This is a genomic window from Saccharothrix hoggarensis (assembly GCF_052936025.1).
This window is the reverse complement of record NZ_CP193624.1, coordinates 56,719-78,686: the sequence shown is the minus strand read 5'-3', so window position 1 is coordinate 78,686 and position 21,968 is coordinate 56,719. Positions and strand designations below refer to the sequence as shown.

Annotated in this window: 23 protein-coding genes and 1 tRNA gene; 12 read left to right on the top strand and 12 right to left on the bottom strand. The window is 72.7% G+C overall.

What is annotated here, in order from left to right:
• Positions 1-17: 17 nt before the first annotated feature.
• Complete coding sequence (locus tag ACRAKH_RS00395; RefSeq protein WP_380723277.1) at positions 18-1,484, bottom strand: sigma-70 family RNA polymerase sigma factor; 1,467 nt, start codon at positions 1,482-1,484, stop codon at positions 18-20.
• Positions 1,485-1,731: 247 nt separating this feature from the next.
• Here ACRAKH_RS00395 and ACRAKH_RS00390 point away from each other — a divergent pair, with 247 nt between their 5' ends.
• From ACRAKH_RS00390 to ACRAKH_RS00380, 3 genes are all read left to right on the top strand, one after another.
• On the top strand, positions 1,732-2,142 hold the full coding sequence (locus ACRAKH_RS00390; protein WP_380723279.1) for a DUF7674 family protein: 411 nt from the start codon (positions 1,732-1,734) through the stop codon (positions 2,140-2,142).
• Between the two features lie 13 nt (positions 2,143-2,155).
• A tRNA-Gly gene (locus tag ACRAKH_RS00385) sits at positions 2,156-2,228 on the top strand.
• 267 nt (positions 2,229-2,495) lie between these two features.
• A complete protein-coding gene (locus tag ACRAKH_RS00380; protein WP_380723280.1) occupies positions 2,496-2,921 on the top strand; it encodes an OsmC family protein in 426 nt (141 codons plus the stop codon).
• Here ACRAKH_RS00380 and ACRAKH_RS00375 read toward each other — a convergent pair.
• Positions 2,902-3,405, bottom strand: coding sequence for a hypothetical protein (locus ACRAKH_RS00375; protein ID WP_447009551.1), 504 nt, complete (start codon positions 3,403-3,405; stop codon positions 2,902-2,904). The genes ACRAKH_RS00380 and ACRAKH_RS00375 overlap by 20 nt on opposite strands.
• An 85-nt stretch (positions 3,406-3,490) precedes the next feature.
• On the opposite strand from ACRAKH_RS00375, the gene ACRAKH_RS00370 reads away from it, so the two are divergent.
• Positions 3,491-4,237, top strand: a complete 747-nt coding sequence (locus ACRAKH_RS00370) for a hypothetical protein (protein ID WP_447009550.1) — start codon at positions 3,491-3,493, stop codon at positions 4,235-4,237.
• 45 nt (positions 4,238-4,282) lie between these two features.
• On the opposite strand, the gene ACRAKH_RS00365 is transcribed toward ACRAKH_RS00370, so the two are convergent.
• A complete protein-coding gene (locus ACRAKH_RS00365; RefSeq protein ID WP_380723285.1) occupies positions 4,283-6,034 on the bottom strand; it encodes an ABC transporter ATP-binding protein in 1,752 nt (583 codons plus the stop codon).
• 149 nt (positions 6,035-6,183) lie between these two features.
• Entirely contained in the window at positions 6,184-6,438 is a 255-nt protein-coding gene (locus ACRAKH_RS00360; RefSeq protein WP_380723287.1) for a hypothetical protein, read from the bottom strand.
• Positions 6,439-6,734: 296 nt separating this feature from the next.
• Between ACRAKH_RS00360 and ACRAKH_RS00355 the strand changes: the two genes are divergently transcribed.
• The 7 genes from ACRAKH_RS00355 (at position 6,735) to ACRAKH_RS00325 (ending at position 16,297) form a co-directional block, all read left to right on the top strand.
• Positions 6,735-8,396, top strand: coding sequence for a hypothetical protein (locus ACRAKH_RS00355; RefSeq protein WP_380723289.1), 1,662 nt, complete (start codon positions 6,735-6,737; stop codon positions 8,394-8,396).
• A gap of 79 nt (positions 8,397-8,475) precedes the next feature.
• The gene (locus tag ACRAKH_RS00350) at positions 8,476-9,717 is read left to right on the top strand and encodes a flagellar basal body-associated protein FliL (protein ID WP_380723291.1); all 1,242 of its coding nucleotides are present in this window, start codon (positions 8,476-8,478) and stop codon (positions 9,715-9,717) included.
• A complete protein-coding gene (locus ACRAKH_RS00345; RefSeq protein WP_380723292.1) occupies positions 9,717-11,318 on the top strand; it encodes an SAM-dependent methyltransferase in 1,602 nt (533 codons plus the stop codon). Before ACRAKH_RS00350 ends, ACRAKH_RS00345 begins: the two co-directional genes overlap by 1 nt.
• 14 nt (positions 11,319-11,332) lie before the next feature.
• Positions 11,333-12,112, top strand: coding sequence for a class I SAM-dependent methyltransferase (locus ACRAKH_RS00340; RefSeq protein WP_380723293.1), 780 nt, complete (start codon positions 11,333-11,335; stop codon positions 12,110-12,112).
• Positions 12,109-14,001 carry a glycosyltransferase family 4 protein gene (locus ACRAKH_RS00335; protein WP_380723294.1) on the top strand — a complete coding sequence of 631 codons (1,893 nt, stop codon included), beginning with the start codon at positions 12,109-12,111 and terminating at the stop codon, positions 13,999-14,001. The genes ACRAKH_RS00340 and ACRAKH_RS00335 overlap by 4 nt, the downstream gene beginning before the upstream one ends.
• Positions 13,998-14,531: a hypothetical protein gene (locus ACRAKH_RS00330; protein ID WP_447009549.1), complete on the top strand. Its 534-nt coding sequence runs from the start codon at positions 13,998-14,000 to the stop codon at positions 14,529-14,531. The genes ACRAKH_RS00335 and ACRAKH_RS00330 overlap by 4 nt, the downstream gene beginning before the upstream one ends.
• A complete protein-coding gene (locus ACRAKH_RS00325; RefSeq protein WP_447009548.1) occupies positions 14,528-16,297 on the top strand; it encodes a glycosyltransferase family protein in 1,770 nt (589 codons plus the stop codon). The genes ACRAKH_RS00330 and ACRAKH_RS00325 overlap by 4 nt, the downstream gene beginning before the upstream one ends.
• On the opposite strand, the gene ACRAKH_RS00320 is transcribed toward ACRAKH_RS00325, so the two are convergent.
• Positions 16,294-17,607, bottom strand: a complete 1,314-nt coding sequence (locus tag ACRAKH_RS00320; protein WP_380726064.1) for an alginate O-acetyltransferase AlgX-related protein — start codon at positions 17,605-17,607, stop codon at positions 16,294-16,296. The genes ACRAKH_RS00325 and ACRAKH_RS00320 overlap by 4 nt on opposite strands.
• A gap of 363 nt (positions 17,608-17,970) precedes the next feature.
• On the opposite strand from ACRAKH_RS00320, the gene ACRAKH_RS00315 reads away from it, so the two are divergent.
• Positions 17,971-18,345, top strand: a complete 375-nt coding sequence (locus tag ACRAKH_RS00315) for a hypothetical protein (RefSeq protein ID WP_380726062.1) — start codon at positions 17,971-17,973, stop codon at positions 18,343-18,345.
• Positions 18,346-18,477: 132 nt separating this feature from the next.
• On the opposite strand, the gene ACRAKH_RS00310 is transcribed toward ACRAKH_RS00315, so the two are convergent.
• The 7 genes from ACRAKH_RS00310 to ACRAKH_RS00280 form a co-directional block, all read right to left on the bottom strand.
• Entirely contained in the window at positions 18,478-19,137 is a 660-nt protein-coding gene (locus ACRAKH_RS00310; RefSeq protein ID WP_380726061.1) for a response regulator, read from the bottom strand.
• The gene (locus ACRAKH_RS00305) at positions 19,034-19,936 is read right to left on the bottom strand and encodes a sensor histidine kinase (protein ID WP_380726059.1); all 903 of its coding nucleotides are present in this window, start codon (positions 19,934-19,936) and stop codon (positions 19,034-19,036) included. Before ACRAKH_RS00305 ends, ACRAKH_RS00310 begins: the two co-directional genes overlap by 104 nt.
• A 65-nt stretch (positions 19,937-20,001) precedes the next feature.
• Positions 20,002-20,412 carry a type II toxin-antitoxin system VapC family toxin gene (locus tag ACRAKH_RS00300; protein ID WP_380726057.1) on the bottom strand — a complete coding sequence of 137 codons (411 nt, stop codon included), beginning with the start codon at positions 20,410-20,412 and terminating at the stop codon, positions 20,002-20,004.
• Complete coding sequence (locus tag ACRAKH_RS00295; RefSeq protein ID WP_380726055.1) at positions 20,409-20,696, bottom strand: type II toxin-antitoxin system Phd/YefM family antitoxin; 288 nt, start codon at positions 20,694-20,696, stop codon at positions 20,409-20,411. The genes ACRAKH_RS00300 and ACRAKH_RS00295 overlap by 4 nt, the downstream gene beginning before the upstream one ends.
• A gap of 45 nt (positions 20,697-20,741) precedes the next feature.
• The gene (locus tag ACRAKH_RS00290) at positions 20,742-20,918 is read right to left on the bottom strand and encodes a DUF397 domain-containing protein (protein WP_380726053.1); all 177 of its coding nucleotides are present in this window, start codon (positions 20,916-20,918) and stop codon (positions 20,742-20,744) included.
• Between the two features lie 23 nt (positions 20,919-20,941).
• Entirely contained in the window at positions 20,942-21,118 is a 177-nt protein-coding gene (locus ACRAKH_RS00285) for a DUF397 domain-containing protein (RefSeq protein WP_380726051.1), read from the bottom strand.
• The gene (locus ACRAKH_RS00280; RefSeq protein WP_380726049.1) at positions 21,096-21,953 is read right to left on the bottom strand and encodes a helix-turn-helix domain-containing protein; all 858 of its coding nucleotides are present in this window, start codon (positions 21,951-21,953) and stop codon (positions 21,096-21,098) included. Before ACRAKH_RS00280 ends, ACRAKH_RS00285 begins: the two co-directional genes overlap by 23 nt.
• Positions 21,954-21,968: the final 15 nt, after the last annotated feature.

Here is a 21,968-nt window from a genome sequence, read left to right as displayed (position 1 = left end):
GCGGGTGAAACCCGCAGTCACGCCGGGGTGAGGGCGCTCGGCGTCGGGTGCAGCGTCACGGTCGTCGGGGTGGTGGCCGGTTTCGTCGGCGCGGTGGTCGTGGACGCGTTCCGCTGGGTGGTCGCGGCCGCCGTGGTCGCCGTGGCGGTCGTGGCGGTGGTGCTCTTGGGCGCGGAGCCCTTGGTCGCGGTGTTCCTGGTGGACGTGCCGTCCGGGGCGGTGCTGCCGGTGGTGGCCAGCAGCGCCGAGTCGGAGTCCGACGGGGGGCGCGCCGACGGGTCGGCCACCAGGGCGCGCGGCTCGGCGGGGGCGGTCGAACCGGTCGTCCCCGGCTGCGACGCGGCCGCCAGAACCTCGCCGGACGACGTGGCGGACGTCGTCGCGGACGTCGGGCGCGTCGTCCTCGTGTGCCCGACCTGCCGCGCCTCGGGCCGCGGCGACGTCGCGCTGGTCGCCGTGCCGGTCACGGTCGTCGTCTCCGAGGTCGAGCACAGCGCGAGCACGTGCTGGTCGGGCCCGCCGTTCGGACCGGCCTCGACCAGCCCCGGACCCGGCCCGCCGGTGAACGTCCCCGCCAGCACGCCCAGCACGCCGACGGCGGCGGCCGACGCGGCGGCGGCCAGCACCAGCTTCACCCGTCCGGTGAGCAACGCGGCCTTGCCCAGCACCGCGGGCCCCAGCACCCCGGACGCCACCCCCGTCGGACCCAGCACCGAGGGCGCCAGCAGCGCCGTCGCCGCCACCGGCACGGCGATGCTCGCCGCGTGCGCCCGCAACGTCGAGCACACCTCGGTCAGCTCGGCGTGCAGCGCGTTGCAGGAGGAGCACGCCTGGAGGTGCTTGCGGATGCGCTTCTGCTCCGAGCCCTGCGCACCGCCCGCCGTGTACGTGCCCAGCTTCGCGACCACCGAGCTGCACGCCCGCGGACCCGCGTCCTGGGACAGGTGCGCCTGCAGGTACGCCGCGCGCAGCCCCTCGCGGGCCCGGCGGGCCAGCGCCGCCATCGCGTTCGGGCTCAGGCCGAAGTGCGGCGCGACCGCGGCGGGCCGCTCGCCCTCCACCTCGACCTGCCACAGCACCGTGCGCCACCGCTCGGGCAGGCTCGTGAAGGCGCGGGAGATCAGCGTGTGCTCGGGCCGGTTCGCCGTGACGTCCGGGAACGGCTCGACGCGCCGGCTCAGCTCCTCGTCCTCCACCGGCACGTCACGGCGCCGCCCGCTCCACTCCCACGCCACCCGGCGCGCGACGGTCAGCAGGTACGTGCGGACGTGGTCGGTGGGGCCGTTGCCGCGGCGGATCGCCTGGAGCACGCGGAAGAACGCCTCCGCGGTCAGGTCGTCGGCCTCGGCGTGTTCACGCACGTGCCGCAGCGCGAACCGACGAACGGCGTCGGCGTGGCGGGTGAACAGCTCGCCGAACGCCCCGTCGTCACCCGCCCTGACCCTGGCGAGCAGTTCCCGGTCGAAATCGGCATCTCCGGCCATCCCGCCCGGCACCTCCCGCCCGCCTGTGGTCCCGTCGTCAAGATGCCACAGCCGAACCGGTCCAGCCCGAAGTGATAGCGAGCCGATACCGAAGACCAGACGGACGGAGTGGGCCGTTCGGGTGAACGCGTGCGCCTGCCTACCGCAGCGATCGACCTAGCTTTCGGTGACGACGCGGTCACGGGTAGGCGTCAGGTGGTGGCCGACCGCGCGGCGGCGGCCCGTGTGGCGAGTAGTCTCCTGCCGCGTGGTCGACTGGCGCGCAAGGGCTTCCGCCCTCCTCCCCGAGCTGAGCGCCGTTGTCGAGCGCGAGTCCTGGTCCTGCCACGTGTTCCTGTCGGAGTTGTGGCAGCTCGCGCTGGAGGCGCACCGGGACGGCGACCGGGAGGTGCTGCGCCGCGTCTACGGGTTCGCCCACTGGTGCTTCCGGCAGCCCGAGCGGTTCCTGTCCGACGCGTCGGTGGTCAGCTTCTACGAGCACGTGTTCGACGAGTGGGAGCTGCGCGACGAGGTGGCGCCGTGGCTGCCCGCCGAGGTGGTCGACCGGGTGCGCCCGCTGTGGGAGTGGCGGTGGTCCAAGGAGCGGTTGACCGAGGTCGACCGGCTCCTCGCCGAAGCGGGACCCCCCGTCGAAACCCGGTTGGGGCATGAGCTATAGTTCTTCCCAACAGGCGGATGTAGCGCAGTTGGTAGCGCATCACCTTGCCAAGGTGAGGGTCGCGAGTTCGAGTCTCGTCATCCGCTCTCGCGAACGGCGAGTGCTCCTCGTGGGGCACTCGCCGTTTTCGTGTGCCCGTTTCCGCTCCGGCCGTTACCGCTCGGGCCGTGTCCGCTCCAGCCGTTACCGCTCGGGCCGTTCGTGCCGGGGCGGTGTCGTCCCCCGTCCGGGTTCGTCGCCGGGTCCGTCGCCGTGTTCGTCACAGTCGCCGTGCGCCCCGGGCGTCGGCGCGCGGTGAAGATCCCCATTAGGTTGGTGGCGAAGGTTTCCTCGTCGAAGACGGAGTTGCAGACATGGCCACCACCCGCAAGGCGACCACGCACTGGGAAGGCAACCTGCTGGAGGGCAAGGGCAGCGTCGCCCTGGAGTCGTCGGGCACCGGGACGTTCGACGTGAGCTGGCCGTCCCGCGCCGAGCAGGCGAACGGCAAGACCAGCCCCGAAGAGCTGATCGCCGCCGCGCACTCCTCCTGCTTCTCGATGGCGCTGTCGCACGGCCTCGCGCAGGCGGGCACCCCGCCGCAGCAGGTCGACACCTCGGCCGAGGTCACGTTCCAGCCCGGCACCGGCATCACCGGCATCCACCTGACCGTCACCGCGGTCGTGCCCGGCCTGGACGCGGAGGGCTTCGCCGCCGCCGCCGAGAACGCCAAGCAGAACTGCCCGGTCAGCAAGGCGCTGGCCGGCACCGAGATCACGCTCACCGCGAACCTCGCCTGACGGTCGCCCCTCTGGTACCGGCCTGATACCCGAAGTACCGGGCCGGTACCAGATGTCTCACAGGATTTGACCCGAACGAGTGAGGCCGGTAGTCGTAGTTGATGCTCACCGCGCTGGGTGGTCCTGGACGGCTTGCCTTCGGTGCCATGATCGGCGCGGCGGTGGCGGCTTTCCTGGCGTCGACCTGGGCGGTCGCCGAGTCGCCGCGGGCGGCGCCGCCCCAGCCCGGCGACGGCGGCGACATCGTCGTCGTGAAGCGCAGCGAGCAGCCGAGCCGGACGATCACCGTGACCGGCACGACGGCGTCGTCCCCCTCGTCCTCCTCGTCCGCCTCTTCCTCGGCCTCGTCGTCCTCCTCCGCGTCCACGACCACGACCACGGACACGACGACCACCACGACCACGGCGGTGACGACCACGACCACCGCCCGGCCCACCACGACCACCACCACCACCACCCGGCAGCCCCCGCCGCCGACCACCACGACGACGACCCGTCGTCAGTGCGGGCTCATCTTCTGCTGATTCCCCGGCCCCGGATCACCCTGCGTGTTTTGGCAAGATCGAGGCGTGACGTCCAGCCAGGTGCCCACGCAGACCCAGCGAAGCCACGACCCGAGCCCCACGGTCCGCATCCAGCCCGTCGCCGCCACCCCCGAGCCCGCTTGGCCCACGATCGAGCCGATGACCGCCACCGACCTCCGCCCCGTCACGGCGTTCCCCACCCGGTTGGACCCGGTGACGCCGCCGCTCAACGGCCGCCTCACCCCCGCCGAAACCCCCACCGCTCCCGCCAACGGCGTCGCGGCCGCCGACACCGGTGCTGCCGCACGCAGCGTGACCAACGGCGCCTCGGTCCTGCCCGCCTACGGCACCGCGCTGCCCTCCGTGACCAACGGCGTCACCGCCCCGCCGGCCAACGGCACCCCGGCACCCTCCGCGACCAACGGCGCCTACACCAACGGCGCCGCGCTCCCCGCGACCAACGGCACCGCCGTCCCGCACGCCAACGGCACCCCGGCACCCTCGGTGACCAACGGCGTCGGCGCCCCGCCGTCCACCAACGGCACGGCCAGGCCCGCCGACGTCGCCGCCACCGCGCCGATGGGTGTCACCACCGCGGCGACCGATCCCACCCCGGCGTCCGTCGCCGACACGTCGACCGAATCGCCCGCACCGGCCACCGGCCAGCCGTCCGCGCCGTCCCAGGCGACGGCCGCGGCGACGACGGCCACCACCCCGGCCAGGCCGCGGAGCCGGCTGCGCCGCATCGCGCGCCGCATCGTCGGCCCCACCCTGCTGACCAAGAAGAACTGAGCGCGGGGGCGTCCGGACGCCGCGGCTCCGGACGCCCCTGGCCGGTCAGGCGGTCTGGGCGCGCGCGTACAGCCCACCGCTGCGCAGCAGCTCGTCGTGCGAACCGATCTCCGCGATCCGTCCGTCGGCCATGACCACGATCCGGTCGGCGTTGCGGATGGTGGTGAGCCGGTGCGCGACCACGAACACCGTGCGGCCGTCCACGAGCCGGGCCAGCGCCTGCTGGACCAGGGCCTCCGACTTGTTGTCCAACGCCGACGTGGCCTCGTCCAGCACCAGCACGCGCGGGTCGCGGATCAGGGCTCGGGCGATCGCCAGCCGCTGCTTCTGCCCACCGGACAGGCGCGCCCCGCGCTCGCCGACGACGGTGTCGAGACCGGCCGGCAGCCGGTCGATGAACTCCAGCGCGTTGGCGTCGGCGAGGGCCTGCCGCACGACGTCCTCGCCGACGTCGTCCAGGCCGTAGGTGACGTTGTCCCGGATCGTGCCCTCGAACAGGACGGACTCCTGCGGCACGACCGAGACGAACCGCCGGTAGGTGCGCAGGTCCAACGTCTCCATGTCGACACCGTCGAGCAGGATGCGGCCCTCGGTGGGCCGCAGGAAGCCGATGACCAGGTTCAACGCCGTCGACTTGCCCGCGCCGGACGCGCCGACCAGGGCGATCGTCTCGCCCGGCCGCACGTCCAGGGTGAAGTCGCTGATCGAGTCCTGCGCCGACTCCGGGTACCGGTAGCCGACGCCCTCGAACCGCACGCCGCCGCGCACCACGTCGACCCGCGCCTTGCCCGCGTTGTGCTCGACGTCCGGCGCCTCCAGCACCTCGCCGAGCGAGCGCACCGACTCCAACCCCTTGCTGATCACCGGGGTGAGGCTCATCAGCGTCGTGACCGCGCCGGTCAGCGACGCGAAGTAGGCGCTGAGCATGACGACGTCGCCGGGCGTGACGGCGAGCCAGCCGTGGTAGGCCGCCAGCGCGGAGCCCGCCAGGCAGCCGACGCCCAGCGCGTTCAGCAGGATCCAGGCGAGGGCGCCGAAGCGGACGTTGAGGCCGTCCAGCTTGAGGCCCGCGGCGAGGACCTGGCGCAGCGTGCCGTCCATGCGGTTGAGGGCGGTGGTCTCCAGGCCGTGCGCGCGGGTGATCGGGATGAGCGTGGTCATCTCGCCGACGCGGGACGACAGCTGCTCCACCTCCTGGCGGAACGACTCGTTGTACGCGCGCAGCCGGCCGCGCAGCCACATCACCAGCACCGCGGCCGCGGGCACGACCAGCAGGAACACCGGCAGGAACGCGGGGGCGCTCAGCGAGATCACGACCAGCGCGCCGCTCAGCGTGGCCAGCGCGGCGAGCCCCTGGTCGCCGATCTGCTGGGTGGAGGTCTCGATGCTCTCGACGTCGCGGATGAGCTTGGTCTGCAGCACGCCCGCGCTGACCCTGGCGTGGTAGCCGATGGACAGCTGCTGCATGCGCCCGCTCAACGCCGACCGCACCCGCATCCCCATCCGCCGCGCGCTGCCGTACCACCAGCGCGTGTAGAGGACGGCGAACGGGTAGTTCAGCACCAGCATGACCAGCAGCAGCGCCGCGCCCAGCCACATGCCGATGATCGGCTTCCGCTCGACCACGACGTCGATGACGTGGGCGGTGATGACGGGGGTCAGCCAGGTGGGGCTGTGCTTGACGAAGAACGCGCCCGCGCCGAGGACGAGGTTGGCCCGGTCCTCGCGGAACAGGTAGAGGAGCGTGCGGACGGGGTGCTCGCCGCGGTAGCGGTGGTCGAGGGGACCGTGTGGCATGGGGCGGAGCTCCTGGAACGGGCGGTCAAGAGACGACCCACACCGCACCGTGCGGGAGAGCGCTCCCACATCCTAGGTCGGGGGTCCACCGATTTCGGCCGCCCGACCGTCCGCACCAACAACCGCCGGGTTCGGCGACCCGGACGGGGTCAGACCTCCTCCCCGCCCCTGATCGCGTCGATGATCGGCTGGAGGCGGTCGGCCGCGGGGTCGGCGGGGCCCCAGGTGAACAGGTGGGTGGAGCCGTCTCGCGTCGTCAGCGAGAGGCGGGCCTTGCCGAAGTGGCGGTCGAGGATCGCCGTCGCGACGTCGGCCCAGCGGATCAGGCGGTTCGTGGGGTGCTCCCGGACCGCCGCGGCGAAGTCGAACTCGTCCACGTCGACCGCCGGCAGCGGGAACCTCACCGAGGTGACGCTGTGGTTCCGCGGGCGGAGCACGTGCCACCAGGGGGAACGCACCCAGGCGAGGCCGTTGGGCAGCAACCACAGCTCCCCCGGTGGCCAGTCCCACCCCCGGTGACAGGTGCGGGACACCAGGAAAGCTCGCCGGGCCACAGCAGTCCCCCCAACCGGTCGCGTTCGCCGGGCACGGCGCGGTGTGAGCAGCGTCCCCTCGTTGTAACGATCCGTCATTCCGGAACGCCTCACCGATGGTGGCCGGTACGTTATGGCCGCCAGGAGCACGAGGACACGGTGATCAGGTGGATGCAGAGGTTAGCCAACAGGTCGAGCCCGCGGTGGTCACGCCGGGCGCACGGCGCCCGAAGGCGCACTTCGCGCTCTGGGCGGCCGCCGCGATCCCGTTCCTGCTGGCACTGGCCGAGGCCTACCGCTCACCGCGGCTGAACTTCGCGGACTTCTGGGGCATCCTCGCCCGCGTCTCCACGCCGGACGGCGCGCTGGAGCCCGCGGAGCTGCTGGTCCTGCACAACGACCACCCGTCGATCCTGGTCGGCGCGGTCTTCTGGCTGAACGGCGCGGTCTTCGGCGGCACGAACTACGGGCTCGGCTTCGCCTCCGTCGCCCTGGTCGCGGTGATGCTCGTGGCGATGGTCACGATGCTCCCCGACTCCCTCACCGCCACCCAGCGCGGCGCGGTCGTGCTCGGCCTCTCGCTCCTCCTGTTCTCCTCCACCGCCACCGAGTACTTCGGCATCGGCATGAGCGGCATGCACTGGCTGCTCGGCATCGTCCCGGCGGTCGTCGCGCTGGCGTTCGCGCACCGCGGCCACACCGTCCCGGCGCTGGTCTTCGCCGTCCTCGGCAGCATGGGCCACGGCGCCGCGTTCCCGGTGTGGATCGCGCTCGCCGTCGTCGCCTGGCTGCGCCGCGACCGGCTGTGGCGGCTGGTGTCGCCGCTCGTGCTCGGCGTGCTGACCCTCGTGCTGTGGTCGCTGCCGTCGCGCCCGCCGGGGTTCGCCGCGCCGATGCTGCTCGGCTTCGACACCTACCTCGGCTCCGGCCTGGCCATGCTCGGCCAGATCTGGTCGGCCAAGGACCTCGACCTGGCGTTCCTCACCGGCGCGGTGACCGTCGGCCTGGTGGTGGTGCTGTTCGTCGGCGCCTTCCGGGAACGCCGCGCGCTGGACGGTCGCGTGCCGCACGCGGGCTGGTTCGGCGTCGCGCTGCTGGCCGTGGCGGTGGCGGCGATGATCGGCGTCAGCCGCGGCCACTACGGCGCGGCGGACGGCCTGAGCCCCCGCTACGCGATGGTCGCCCTGGTCGGCGCGGCCGCCGTGCTGGTCCTGCTGGTGGCCCGCGGCCCGCGCCTGGTGCGCGCCAAGACCGTGCCGATCGTCATCGTGGTGGGCCTGGCGACCTTCGCCGTCGGCAACGGCCAGGCGATGGCCGTGCGCGAGAAGTACCCGACGCAGCCGGTGCTGGCCGTGGCGATGCGGGTCGAGGCGACCGGGCAGATGTCCCGGATGCAGGCCAACCCGGCGGTGCTGCCGGTGCTGCGGTCGATGGGCGTGTACCCGTTCACCCCCGACTTCACCCTCGGGTGCGGCGGCCCGGAGCTGGGCTCCAGGGTCGACCTGGCGTCGGCCAAGGAGATGCCCCTCCCGGCCTACGGCGGGGGCCTGACGACCGGCGCGGTCGAAGCGGGCCCGGTGGTCGGCGACTCGCAGATCTCCGGCTGGGCCGTGGTGGACGGCAACGCCGCCGACTGCGTGCTGGTCGTCGACCAGTCCGGCGAGGTCGTCGGCGGCGGCGCGGTGGGCGTGCCGCGCGGCGACATCATGCAGTTCACGCGGGCGACCGGGCGGGCCGGCTGGGTCGCCGTGGCCGCCCCCGGAACCGCGGACGGCGTCGTCCTCGTACTGGCGGACGGCGTGCTCTACCGCTTGGCCGAACTCGGTTGACCCTGGCGGTGCTGCCTCACGAGGCGCCCGCCCCCTACGCAACAATGGTGTTCGCTCAGCACAGTGAAGGGACCGGACGATGTCCTGGCAAGACGAGCTGCGAGAGCTCGACACAGCCCTCGCCGAGGGGCGCATCTCCGCCGACGACTACCGGCAGCGGCGCGACCAGGTGCTGTCGGGTGCGGCAGAAGTCCCGCAGACCGGTCCCCAGTCCGGGCCCTTCGCGGCGCCGTTCCGCTGGGAGGCCGCGAACCCGCAGCAGCCCCAGCAGCCGCAACCGCCCCAGCACCAGCCCCAGCACCCGCAGCAGCCTGGCGCCGACGCCACGCAGGTCGTCCCGAACCAGGCCGGCCTCCCGCAGCAGCCGCCCGCGCAGGACGCCACGCAGGTCGTGAAGGCGCCGCAGCCGGGCAACCCGGACGCCGAGCGCACCCAGTACGTCCGACCCGTGACGCCGCCGCACGGCGCGCCGCAGCCGAACATGCCCCAGAACGCGCCGCAGCACCCGAACCAGGCGCCGTGGCAGATGGCCGGCGGCAACGCCGCTCCGCCGTGGGGCGGCGGCGAGTTCGGCGCCGACCCGTCGCCGCACTGGATCGCCCAGGGCCCCGAGGTGTTCGACGACAAGCCGTCGTCCGGCGGCAAGCGGGTCCTCGTGATCCTCGCCGTCATCCTCGTGCTGGCCGGCGCGGGCTTCGGCGTCTGGTACCTCACCAGCGGCAGCGGCGACCCGAACGCGACCGGGTCCACGGAGACGACGGCCGCCCCGACGACCGAGACCACGACGTCGAAGCCGAAGCCCACCGACCCGATGGAGATCCTGCTGGAGGAGATCCCGGAGGTCGGCGGCAAGAACGACCCGCGCGCCGAGGTGCTGGACACGGCGGAGGCGGTGGACGAGCAGGTCATGGAGCAGGGCGAGGTCGACCTGCTGACCGCGGGCGGCGCGACGAAGGTGGTCTGGAAGTCCGGCAACAAGCAGCCCGACGAGTTCGGCCCCACGCCGGACCGGTTCTCCGTCGTGGTCGTGCCGATGGCCAGCGAGGAGGCCGCGGCGAAGGCCGTCGTCGACCTGAAGGCCTACCAGGAGACCAAGGGCGGCCTGGTGTTCATCAAGGACCCGCTGCCGGACATGCCCGCGTCCGTGGTGTTCGAGAAGAAGGTCCAGCCGGACCACGCCATCTACCGCGGCCTCTGGGCGTCGGGCAAGAACCTGATCCGCGTCAACGTCGACCAGTTCCCGATGGCCGGCGAGGCGGGCCTCAGCGGCAGCTACCAGCGCCAGGTGCTGACGATGCTGAAGGTGTTCCCCGCGCCGTAATGACTACCCCCCTGCGCGAACTCGACCTGGTTGCCGCGGACGGGTGCCTGCTGCTCGGCGAGGACTCGGGCGTCACGTACCTCGACGGCGCCGAGCAGCTGGTGGGCGCCCTGGTGGACGAGGCGTCCGACCTCGGTTCGCTGAGCGACGAGCTGCACTACGCCGCCACGACGTGGCCGGAGCGCTACCACCTGGAACGGGGGCGCGCGAACGTGCTGCGCGCCCTCGACCTCCCGGCGGGCGCGACGGTGCTGGAGATCGGCGCGGGCTGCGGCGCGATCTCCCGGTACGTCGGCGAGCGGGTGGCCGCGCTGGACGCCGTGGAGCCGGTCGCCGCCCGGGCGCGCGTCGCCGCGAGCCGCACCCGCGACCTGCCGGGCGTGCGGGTGTTCGTCGGCACGCTCGACGACGTCCCCGACGCGCCGGCCTACGACCTGGTGCTCGTGATCGGCGTGCTGGAGTACGTGGGCGGCGGCACGGCGGACGAGCAGGTGTACGCCGACTTCCTGGCGTCGGTGCGGCGCAGGCTGAACCCCGGCGGCTCGCTGGTCCTCGCGATCGAGAACCAGCTCGGCGTGAAGTACCTGGCGGGCGCGCCGGAGGACCACAGCGGGCGACCGTGGGACGGTCCGGAGGGCTACCCGAACGGCGCGCCGGCGCGGACGTTCGCGCGCCGGCCGCTGGAGGCGCTGCTGGGCCGGGCGGGCTTCACGTCCACCCGCACGCTCGGCTGCTTCCCCGACTACAAGATCACCCGCGTGGTGCTCGGCGACGACCTGGCGGCCCGGCACCCCCGGCTGCTGACCGAGCTGCCCCGGTTCCCCAGCCCCGACTGGGGCTTCGACGGGTCGCGCCCGGCGGACGAGGCGAAGCTGTGGCGCGAGCTGACCGCCGCGGGCCTGTCCGGCGAGATGTGGAACAGCTTCCTGGTGGTCGCGGGCGTCGGCGAGCCGGACGCGCTGTGGCCGGACGACCGGCTGGCCGTCTACTTCAACACCGACCGCGCGGCCCGGTGGTGCACCCGGGCCGAGGTGCTCGCCGACCGCATCCGCCGCTCGCCGCTGGTCGAGCAGGGCGGCGACGTCGTGTCCGTCCGCGCCTACGAGGAGCCGGTGCACGACGGCGTGCCGCTGCTGGAGGTCGTGGCGCGGGAGCCGTGGCGGGCGGAGGAGATGCTGCTCGCGTGGCGGGACGTGCTGCACTCCGGTCACGGCGCCGAGCTGGGCCCGGCGGCGTGGGACCTGGTCCCGCACAACCTGCTGGTCACCGCCGACGGGTTGCGCGCGATCGACCTGGAGTGGCAGGTCGCGGACCTGACGTTGACGCAGGTGGAGCAGCGGGGGCTGCTGCTGACCGCCGACCACCTGGCCCGCGCGGGCTGGCGCGGCGCGGGCGAGCGCACCACGGTGCGGGACCTGGCGGGCTGGTTCGGCGTGCTGCTGGGCCACTCGCCGTCGTACGTGGAGCAGGCCGCCGAGCTGGAGGCGTGCTTCCAGGCCACGCGGGTCGTGGGGAGTTCGACCGGCGCGGGTCTGCGCCGCGAGCAGGATTACTTGAGGGCTGCGTGGCGGACGCGCCTGGACGAACCCGTCGCCGGCTGACCAGGAGGGTGGAGATGGCCTCGCAGGGCACCGAGTTGGCGGACCAGGTCGACCGGGTGATGTCGGCCGTGGACCGCACGATCGTCGAGCACGACTCGATGTACGGCGGGAACGACGCGCACTACTTCGGGGTCGCCGCGGACGCCCTCCGGGCCACGCTGCACGCGCTGCGCGGGGAGGGCCGTCCGGACCCGGCCCGGGTGCTCGACTTCGGCTGCGGCTACGGCCGGGTGCTGCGCACCTTCCGGGCCGCGTTCCCGGACGCCGAGCTCGTGGCGTGCGACCTGGACCCGGCGGCCGTCGCGCGGTGCGTCGAGGCGTACCGTGCCGTGCCGCTGCCGGCCGCCATCGACGTCGACCTCATCGAGCAGGTGCACGACGTCGACCTGATCTGGTGCGGCTCGGTGCTGACGCACTTGGACGCGCCCCAGTGGACGCCGCTGCTGCGCTACTTCGCCCGCGCCCTCGCGCCGGGCGGCGTCGCCGTCGTCACCACGCACGGCCGGCGCGTCGCGTGGCGCATGGAGAACATGGAAGGCCAGCACTACGGCCTCACCGAGCAGGTGGTCAACCGCATCCTCGGCACGTACCGGGCGAGCGGGTTCGCCTACGCCGACTACCCCGGCCAGGACGGCTACGGCATCTCGCTGAGCAGCCCCGGCTGGGCGGTGGGCCGTGCGCTGGAGACGCCGGGCATGCGGCTGGTCGGCTACCAGGAAGCCGCGTGGGACCAGCACCAGGACGTGCTCGTGCTCGCCAAGGACGCCGACGTCGTGCTGAAGGCGCACCGGTGACCGCGTTCGTGGAGGTGCCGGGCAGACCGGTCGGGCACTGGTTCGAGCTGCGCGGGTGGGCCACCGGGGTCGGCTCGGTGGCCGAGCTGGTGGTGCGGTTCGCCGGCGAGCCCGCGTCGGTGCGCGAGGCGGAGGCGCACGGCGCGCCCGACGGCGCCCTGGGGTTCGTCGCCGCCACCACGTCGCCGGTGCCGAACGGCGTGCAGGCGGTGAGCGTGCACGGCCCGGACGGCGCGGCGCTGACCGACGCGACGGTCGTCGTGGGCGCCGCCGACGGCGAGGGCCCGCTGTGCCTGGCCGAGCTGGACGGGCCCGCGCCCGACTCGACGATCAGCGGCGACCTGGTGCTGGTGAGCGGCTGGGCGATGCTCAACAGCCGCGCGCCGAGCGTGGTGGAGGTGTTCGTCGAGGGCAGCCCGGTGACGCGGGCCCGGACCAGGCTGCCCCGGCCGGACGTCGCGGCCGCGTTCCCGGGCTTCCCGGACGCGGTGGTGAGCGGGTTCGAGGCCAGGGTGCCGGTGGACCTGCCGCCGGGCGCCGAGCGCCGGGTGTCGGTGCGGGTGCGGGTGTCGACGCACGGCGAGGGCGAGTGGTCCACGCCGGCGCGGTTCGCCACCGTGCGCAACCCGTCCGGCGACGCGTCGGACGACCTGCTCGCCGAACGGCTCGTGGAGCAGACCCGCGGCCTGCTGGCCCGCGTCACCCCGCGGACCGACCCGAAGCACGTGCTGGTGTTCACGCACAGCCTGGCCATCGGTGGCGGCCAGCTGTGGTTGCAGGAGCTGCTGACCGGCCTGGTCGAGAAGCACGACTGGCGCGCCACCGTGGTCACCCCGATCAACGGCGCGCTGCGCGAGGACTGCGCCGCCCTGGGCGCGCCGGTGCACCTGACGTCCCACTACCGGACCGGCGACATCGCGTCGTACGAGGGGCACGTGACCGAGCTGGCGCTGCTGGCCAGGGCGTCCGGCGCCGGGGTGGCGCTGGTGAACACGCTCGGCGCGTTCGGCGCGGCGGACGCCGCCAAGCGCGCGGGCCTGCCCACGGCGTGGGTGGTGCACGAGAGCTTCGAGCTGGCCGACTTCTCCTTCCTGAACTGGGGTCCGGCCGGGCTCGTGCCCGCGGTGAAGCGGCGCTGGGAGCACGCCCTCGGCGAGGTGGACCGGCTGCTGTTCGTCGCCGACGCCACCAAGGAGATGTTCGCCCGCTACTCGGAGCCCCGGCGGTGCCGCACGATCCGCTACGGCACGCCGATGGTGCGCTTCGGCGGACGGATCAGCGAACGCCGCAAGCGGGCCGCGCGCGAGCAGCTCGGTCTGCCGCAGGACTCGTTGCTGGTGCTGAACGTCGGCGTGGTCGAGCCGCGCAAGGGCCAGGCCTCGCTGATCGCCGCCGTCGAGCGCATCCGGCCCCGGTTCCCGGACCTGACCCTGGCCGTGGTGGGCCAGCACGAGTCGGAGTTCGGCCTGGCGCTGGAGGACCTGGTCGAGCGCCGCGACCTCCGGCGCAACGTGCGGCTGGTGCCGATCCAGCGCGACCCGACGCCGTGGTTCCACGCCGCCGACGTGTTCGTGAACAGCTCGGACATCGAGTCGCTGCCCCGGTCCATCCTCGAAGCGGTGTGCTGCGGCCTGCCGGTGATCGCCAGCGACGTGTTCGGCGCGCGCGAGATGATCGAGGACAGCACGACCGGCTGGTTGTTCGAGCCGAACAACGTGGACGCGCTGACCGTGGCCCTGCTGCGGGCGCTGGACACGCCCGCGGGCCGTCGCCGGGAGATCGCCGACCGCGCCTTCGAGGCACTGCGGGACTGGCTCGACCCGACCGGTTACGCCGACGAGTACTCCGAAGTGCTGACCACCATCGCGAACCAGGGGGACGTGGCATGACGGACGAGAACCTCAGCGACCTGCCCGGCCCGGTGCGCGCCGAGCTGACCCGGCTCCGGGCGGAACGGGTCGTGTTCGTCTCGGAGCGCGAGAAGCTGCTGGAGCAGCTGCGCGAGGCCGACACGAACACCCAGCGGTTGATGGCCGAACGCGACCAGCTCGCCGAGGAGTGCGCGGGACTGCGCGACCGCGTGAGCACGTGGCCCGAGCAGCAGGCGCAGGACGAGGCGCTGCGGCTGGAGCTGGCCAACGCGCGCAAGGAGCGGGACGCCCTGCGCGCCGAGCTGGCCGGCACCCGCGACGAGCGCGACCGGCTGCGGCTGCGGCTGCTCGACGCGGAGCTGGCGCTCGGCGGCACGAGCCCGGACGTCGCCGCGCCGAACCCGTCGGCCGGGGCCGCGGCGATGGTGGCCGTGGCCGAGGCGCGGGCCGCCCAGCTGGCCCGCGAGCTGGACGCCACCAAGGCGACCGTGAGCTGGCGGGTGACCGCGCCGCTGCGCGCCGTGCGCCGTCGAGGCCGCCGCCGGTGACCCCGCCTGATCTGTGCCTGGTGTCCGCCGCCGGCGGGTCGGCGTTCATGGAGGAGCTGTTCGAGGTCGTCGCCGACGCGGTGCGGCGCGCGGGCGGGCGGGCGCGCACGGCCGTCGGGCGGTTCCCCGAACCCGAGGCCGACACGGTGTACGTCGTCGTGCCGCACGAGTACTTCTACGTCACGCCGGTGGCGGACCGGCCGGCGGACGAGCTGCGCCGGCGGACCATCGCGTTCTGCGTGGAGCACCCCGGCACGATGACGTTCGAGCGCACGGCGGGCCTGATCGGCTCGCTGGCGGGCGCGGTCGACATCAACGTCGACTCGACCGAGGAGCTGCGCCGCCGCGGCGTCGCCGTGGAGCACTTCCAGCTGGGCTACACGCCGCTGTGGGACCGCTGGGCCGGCGACCCGGACGCCGAGCGCGGCGTCGACGTCACGTACCTGGGCACGGCGGAGCGCCGCCGGTCCCTGCTGCTGGACTCGTACTCGGCGGACCTCGCCGACCTGCGGGTCCGGTTGCTGACGCCGCCGCACGAGCCGATGGTGGGCGCGCGCGTCGACTTCCTGCCCGGTGAGGCGAAGTTCCGGCACCTGGCCGACTCGCGGGTGCTGATCAACCTGCACCGCGAGCAGTCGAAGGCGCTGGAGTGGGTGCGCGTGCTGGAGGCGCTGACCAACGGCTGCGTGGTGGTGACCGAGCCGTCGACGGACGTCGAGCCGCTGGTGCCGGGCAAGCACCTCGTGGTGGCGCGGCCGCAGTCCCTGGGCGCCGTGGCCGCCGGGGTGGTGGCGCAGCCGTCGCTGGAGCGCGACCTGCGCCTGGCGGGCTACGACTTCGTGCGCCACGAGCTCGACCTGCTCGGATCGGCCAGAACGCTGGTGGAGCTCGCGTCGAACGTCCTCGCCGGACCGCCGCACCCGGCGCCGCTGCCCGCGCTGCCGACGCCGCAGGCCGAGCACCGGGAGACGCCGCTGGCGGTGGACACGCCGTCGTGGGACCCGAGGTTCGCGGGCGAGGAGGCGGCGCGCCGCGAGGTGACCGTGCCCGAGACGACCGCCATGCGGCTGGCCGTGGAGCGCACCACGTACGCCCAGCGCGCGTCCGGCCGGGCCTGGCACGACCACCTGGCCGGCACGTCGTCGCGGTCCGGGGTGGACGTCCTCGTGGTGCACCGGCCGGGCGAGCCGGACCCGGACGCGCTGGTGTTCGACCTGCTCGGCGGCACGGTGCGGCCGGACCGGGTGCTGGTCTGCTTCGACGGCACCCCGCTGCCGACGCGGACCCACGCGGACGTCGTGCTGGAGCACGAGATGCCGCTCGGCCGCGGCGTGGCGCGCAACGGGTTGCTGGCGCGGTCGGAAGCCGACCTGCTGCTGGTGGTGGACGCGGGCATGCGCGCGTCGCGGCGGCTGGTGGAACGCCTGGTCGCGGCCGACGTGGACGTCGCGCACTGCCCGGTCGGCGACCCGCGCGACGGGCTCGTCGGCGCGCTGCCGCCGGAGGAGCGCAGGTTGCGCCGGCTGCCGTACCTGGGCTCCGGCTACCTGGTGCGCCGCGACGTCGTCGACCGCCTGGGCGGGTGGACCGAGGACCCGGCGCTGGAGGGGTTGGAGGACCACGTGTTCTGGCGGCGGATCGTCGCCGAGGACGTGCCGACGGCGTTGGTGCAGCAGGTGCTGCTGCGCAGGCAGCGGCCCGACCCGCCGGTCCGCCCGCTCGACCTGGACCCCGGCCCGGTGTGGGAGCGCGCGCTGTCCCGCTAGCGCGGGTGCTTGGCCAGTTCCGCGGCGATCAGGTCGATCACCGACGGGTTGAGCAGCGGGTTGATCCCGCCGACCAGGTTGCGCTCCGCGACCTCCAGCACGACGACGTCCTGCCGGGCCAGCATCTGCGCGACCTGCAACGGCTCGGAGTTCACCGCGTCGCTGTGCTGGAGGGTGATGTCGCTGAAGCCCGCGACGAGGTACTGCGCCACGTAGAAGCTGAACGAGTCCCCGAGGAGCCCGACCCTGGCGTTCGACATGCCGGGCACCAGGTCCTGGGTGACCTGCTGCGCCGCGGCGGGGTCGCCCTTCACCGGCTTGCTGCGGACCGACTCGCCGTCCGGCTTGATCCGGTACGCGTCGAGTTCGACGGAGTCGGTGCGGCCGAGCAGCTTCGACAGGTCGGCGGGGAGCTGCACCTTGCCGCCGTGCTCGACCTCCCAGTCGTCCGACAGGCCGGGCTGCACGGCGTCGGCGATGGCGCGGGCCATGACGACACCACCCTCGTGCGTCCAGTGCGAGTCGTGCTTGCTGTAGACGGGCCGCCCGGCTTCACGGGCCGCCTCCGCCAACCCCGGTCGGAGGTCCACCGCGCCGGTCAGCGGGCCGACCTGGTTCCAGAACTCGGTCCGCGCCTGCTCGAAGCACGTCTTGCCGAAGTACCGGGCGGGCATGTGCTCCGGCACCACCGTGGACTTGTTCGGCGCGACGACCAGCACGAACTTGCGACCGGACGCCTCGACGCCCTGCCGCAGCCGGACGAGGCGCCCGAACATCTCGGGCAGCGGCAGGTTCGGTTCGCACCCCGCCTCGACGTCGAAGCCGAGGTACAGCCAGTCGTCCTTGCCCTCGATCGCGCGCACGTACGCCGTGGGGTCGGGCCGGTCGGCCGACGGGTCCTTCGGCGGCACCGGGATCGGGCCGCCGACGTCCTGCTGCTTCGACCTCGGCGCCTGGGGCGACTCGCCGAACACGCCGCGGCTGACGCCGTTGGCCACCGCGACCGCCTTGTCGCGCAGCGGCGTGTGGTCGGCCGCCCACGCGTCGAGGCCGGTGAAGAAGCCGAAGCCGGAGGAGATCGACGGGAACTCGGCGAGCTTGCGGTTCTCGAACTCGGCCGGCCGGACGCCGACCCCCAGCAGGACCAGCGGCGTGCAGAAGAAGACGACGGCCGCGGTGAGCGCGGTGCGCTGGCGCCGGGAGTGCCGCGGGCGGAAGAGGGAGTGCTCGCGCGGCAACTGCGATTCGTGCACTGCCGGAAGCGGCGACGGCGTCCGGGACCGGCCGTTGAACTCGTCGTCGACACCCACAGCAAGGAGGGTAGCCGGCGGAGGCCTCGCCCGTCTGTGTTCACCGGAAGGTGGGGATTCACGACACGTTCCCCGTGCAACCCGGCACTCATGGCGGACGTCTCATCGGGTGAGCGAACACCCGACGCAGCGGAGGAACTCGATGTGGCCCACTGTGAGCCTCGTCACTTTGGGCGCACTGGCGTTTTTAGTGCGAACCGTTCGGGTCCTGCGATCCGTATCGAAATCCGATAGCGATGGTTCCCGTATTGAGACCGCCCCGCCGGCCTAGTCCCTATGGCGGATTGTCCGCTTGCCGTACGATCATTTCGGGTCGTACGACCGGTACCTGCTAGGGGACCTCAGAACAGAGGTAGGTGCGTCATGGATCTCGCACTGAGCAAGGTCATCGAGCTGCGCGAAAGCGGGTTCCAGTTCCTCCACCTCCGGGACGAGGACGGACAGCTCGACCGCATCATGGCGTTCAAGCAGCGCAGAGGCTACATCGACTCGATCCTGTTCTGGTCCGAGACCGAGGCCCGCGCGGGCAGGCTGCCGGCCGTTCGGGACAGCCAGCGGGCCGCCCAGGCCGTCTGGATTTACGAGGGACCGCTGGTCGAGGCCGTGGACCGGCTGCTCGACCTGCCGGAGCCCGGATCGCGCAACGCGCCGACGCTGATGAAGCAGACGGCCTCCGACCTCGCGGTCGTGACGACGCTGCCGTTCAAGCTGAAGCTGCCGCCCGGCGCTATCGCCTGACCCCTTCCACCCACGTCACCCGCCGCACACACAATGCGGCGGGTGTCGTCGTTTCCGTCACTGTCCGTGATTCCGAAGTCTTTTCGACGAGCCTTTCGCGGGGGTCAATGCGAGGGCTCCAACTATGAATATTCACCCTCGCCGGGGCGACACCAATCCTGATTCGTAGGCCAGCACCACGAGTTGCGCGCGGTCCCGCGCACCCAGTTTGGTCATGACCCGGCTGACGTGCGTCCGCGATGTCGCCGGGCTGATCACCAGGTGGTCGGCGATCTCCTCGTTCGACATGCCGGCGGCGACGAGCGCCAGGATCTCCCGCTCCCGCGCGGTGAGCTCGCGCAGCGCCTTCGGGTCCGGACGGCGGTGCTCCGGTCGGTTCGCGAACTCCTCGATCAACTTTCGGGTGACACTCGGTGCGAGGAGGGCGTCACCTTCCGCGACGACGGTGAGGGCGTGCAGCAGCTCCACCGGGTCCGTGTCCTTCAGCAGGAAGCCGGACGCGCCGCTGCGCAACGCCTCGAAGACGTACTCGTCCACGTTGAAGGTGGTGAGGACGAGGACCTTCACGTCCGGCAGCTCGGCGCAGATCCGCCGGGTGGCGGCCAGGCCGTCCGTGCCGGGCATCCGGATGTCCATCACGACGACGTCCGGGCGGTGCTCGTGGGCCTGCCGCACGGCCTCCGCCCCGTCACCGGCCTCGCCGACGACCTCGAACCCGTCCTCCGTGTCGAGCAGCAGGCGGAAACCCGCGCGCACCAACGCCTGGTCGTCGGCCAGCACCACCCTGATCACCACGAACCTCCCACGGTAGGACTGCCCGGACGGCGAAGCCGCGGGCCGATGGTCCCGCGTCCAGCGTGCCGCCGAGCGCTTCGACCCGTTCCCGCATGCCCCGGATGCCGCTGCCCACGCCCTGCGACGTCCGCCCGTCCCCGCCCGCGCCGTCGTCGGCGATGGTGAGGACCAGCGCGTCGTCGGTGTGCTCGAACGAGATGACGATCTCCGACGCGTCCGGGGCGTACCGCATGGCGTTGGTCAACGCCTCCTGCACCACCCGGTACGCGGCGGCGTCCACGGCGGCGGGGAGGTCGCCCGGCGAGCCGACGACCCTGGCCTTGGCGACCGGTTTCACCAGGTCGTCGAGCCGGTCGAGGCTGGGGACGGGCGTCGTCCCCTCCCCGGTGCGGAGCACGCCGAGGGTGGCCCGCAGGTCGTCCAAGGCGTGCCCGCTCGCCTCTTTGATCGCCTTGAGCGCCTTCACCGCCTCGTCGGGCCGGCGGTCGGCGACGTGCGCGGCCACCCCGGCCTGCACGTTGATCATGGCGAGGCTGTGCGCGACGACGTCGTGGACCTCCCGCGCGATCCGCAGCCGTTCTTCTTCCACCTGGCGGCTCCGCTGTTCGGCGACCCTGGTGCGGCGCAGGGAGAGGACGGCGATGGCGGGCGCGGCGATGAGCGGACCCCAGTGGCCGGTGACGTAGTAGAGCCACGTGGACACCCCCGTGACCGCGATGACCGCCACGGGGAAGCGCTTGCGCCAGATCAGCGGCGCGAACGTCGCCGCGAACCAGACCCACGCCAACCACGCCATGCGGATGACGGTACGGGAGGTCGGCGCGGGTCAGCGTCACCTCGGAGGCGGCTCACGCCCGTACGTCAGCCGTCGTACGAGCCCGGCGCCGCCACGGTCAACCCCACCCCCGCCGCAGCCTCCGACAGGCGCTTGTCGTAGGTGACGAACGCGTCGAGCCCGCCGGTCAGGACCTGGGCAGTGGCAAGGTGGATCGCGTCCAGCGATCGCAGCAGCGGGTCGTCGTACGAGGCGGCCGTCCGGCGCACCACGGGCGTGATCTCCACCAGGTACAGGTCGGACAGGACGACCGGCACGTTCGCCAGGGCTTTCGGCGAGGAACGCCGCAAAGCGCGGGCCAACTCGACCTCCGCGAGCACGGAGGACACCCGCCGCACACCGAGTCGGTCGTCCGCGTTGAGCCAGTCGAGCAGCTCGGTCGTGCCTGGTTCGCGACGCGTGAGCTTCACCAACGCGGACGTGTCGAGGTAGATCACCAACGCTCCTCGTCGCGCGCCGCGACGAGTTCGGCCGCCACATCCACGTCCGCGTCTCCCCAGTCAGGCGGCAGGGCGAGCGGACCGGTGCGGGTGGGCGCGATCGCCTGGCCGGCCGCCACGAGCCGGTCGAGCACATCGGTGTTCGGCTGGACGGGAACCAGGTAGGCGACCGGCTCACCGTGTTCGGTGACCGTGATGCGCTCGCCGGCACGCACCCGCCTGAGAACGGCGCTGGTGCGCTGGTTCAACTCACGGACCCCGATGGTTGACGACTCGCCCACGGACCAACTGTAGAACAAATAGTTCTACAGCACACTACCGCCTGGTCAGACCGTGAACTGGCCGCGCTTGACCGCGTCAAGGAACCCCTGCCAGTCCGGCAGCGCCACCGTCGGCCCGGCGGGGTTCTTCGAGTCCCGCACCCGCGCCGAACGGCCCGTCAACGAGACCTCGACACAGTTGCCGTTCCCACCGTTGTTGCTACGGCTGCTCTTGCGCCACACGGTGACACCTCGATCTCTATCGCTCAGCGGCCGAACGTCCCGCGCTTGACCGCGTCCAGGAACCCCTGCCAGTCCGGCAGCGCCACCGTCGGCCCGGCCGGGTTCTTCGAGTCCCGCACCCGCGCCGAACGGCCCGCCAGCGAGACCTCGACACAGTTGCCGTTCCCACCAGTGTTGCTACGGCTGCTCTTCCGCCACACGGTGACACCTCGTTCCCGATCGCTCAGCTGCCAACCTCCCAAGCCAATCGGCGGACTCGTCCGGAGATAACGCCAACTTCGAGAGGTGGGTGAAGGTCAGCCTAGCGACCTTGACCTTCGACGGGTCCTCGATGTGCTGGGCACCGGCGGCATGCTCGACGTACAGCACCGAACGGTCGGCTTTCGCCGGGAAGTCGAGGACGGTGAACGGTCCCATCTGACCGTCGTTCGGCCCGGCCGCATGGGTGAGCACCTGAACGGTGACGTTGTCGAGGCGGGCGCGCTTGTCGATGTGCCGCAGTTGCGCCTCGGAGGCCTGCGCGAGAGCGCTCTCAAGCATGATCGTGTGGAAGCGGAGAGGTTCGTTGGCGGTCAAGCGCTCCTGCCTGAGCATGCGCACCTCGACCTGGTTGTCGATCCACTTCCGCGACCGCTGCACCCTCGCCCTGGCGAAGCCCGCTCGCAGGTATTCAGGGGTCTGGAGGAGGCCGGGGATGTAGGTGACCTGGAAGTCGGAGACCTTGGAGGCGTCGTGTTCGAGGCTGATATAGCCCTGGTCTTCCAGGTCGTACTTGGTCCACCAGCCCTTCTCCAGCGCCCGCGCGTACATCTCCATGTACGGCTCCCACTGGGAGAACGGCACGCCGTAGGTGTCGAGCATGGCGCGCATGCCGTGGTAGTCCGGCTTCTGGCCCTTCTCGATGCGGCTGATCTTTCGGTGGTCGTAGTTGAGCCGGTCGGCGGCCTCCTGCTGCGAGAGCCCGGCCCGCCGGCGCAGTTCCCGCAGCACTTCACCCAGCCTGCGCATCCGGTGAGTCGGCTCGTTCCTGGTCAACCGCACCACCTCCGT

What these genes read in the sequence shown, in the direction of transcription:
- ACRAKH_RS00350 (WP_380723291.1), top strand. Translation starts at nt 8,476, where the DNA reads ATGTCCTGGCAAGACGAGCTGCGAGAGCTCGACACAGCCCTCGCCGAG.
- ACRAKH_RS00305 (WP_380726059.1), bottom strand. Translation starts at nt 19,936, where the DNA reads ATGGCGTGGTTGGCGTGGGTCTGGTTCGCGGCGACGTTCGCGCCGCTG.
- ACRAKH_RS00330 (WP_447009549.1), top strand. Translation starts at nt 13,998, where the DNA reads ATGACGGACGAGAACCTCAGCGACCTGCCCGGCCCGGTGCGCGCCGAG.
- ACRAKH_RS00365 (WP_380723285.1), bottom strand. Translation starts at nt 6,034, where the DNA reads ATGCCACACGGTCCCCTCGACCACCGCTACCGCGGCGAGCACCCCGTC.
- ACRAKH_RS00345 (WP_380723292.1), top strand. Translation starts at nt 9,717, where the DNA reads ATGACTACCCCCCTGCGCGAACTCGACCTGGTTGCCGCGGACGGGTGC.
- ACRAKH_RS00395 (WP_380723277.1), bottom strand. Translation starts at nt 1,484, where the DNA reads ATGGCCGGAGATGCCGATTTCGACCGGGAACTGCTCGCCAGGGTCAGG.
- ACRAKH_RS00340 (WP_380723293.1), top strand. Translation starts at nt 11,333, where the DNA reads ATGGCCTCGCAGGGCACCGAGTTGGCGGACCAGGTCGACCGGGTGATG.
- ACRAKH_RS00380 (WP_380723280.1), top strand. Translation starts at nt 2,496, where the DNA reads ATGGCCACCACCCGCAAGGCGACCACGCACTGGGAAGGCAACCTGCTG.
- ACRAKH_RS00315 (WP_380726062.1), top strand. Translation starts at nt 17,971, where the DNA reads ATGGATCTCGCACTGAGCAAGGTCATCGAGCTGCGCGAAAGCGGGTTC.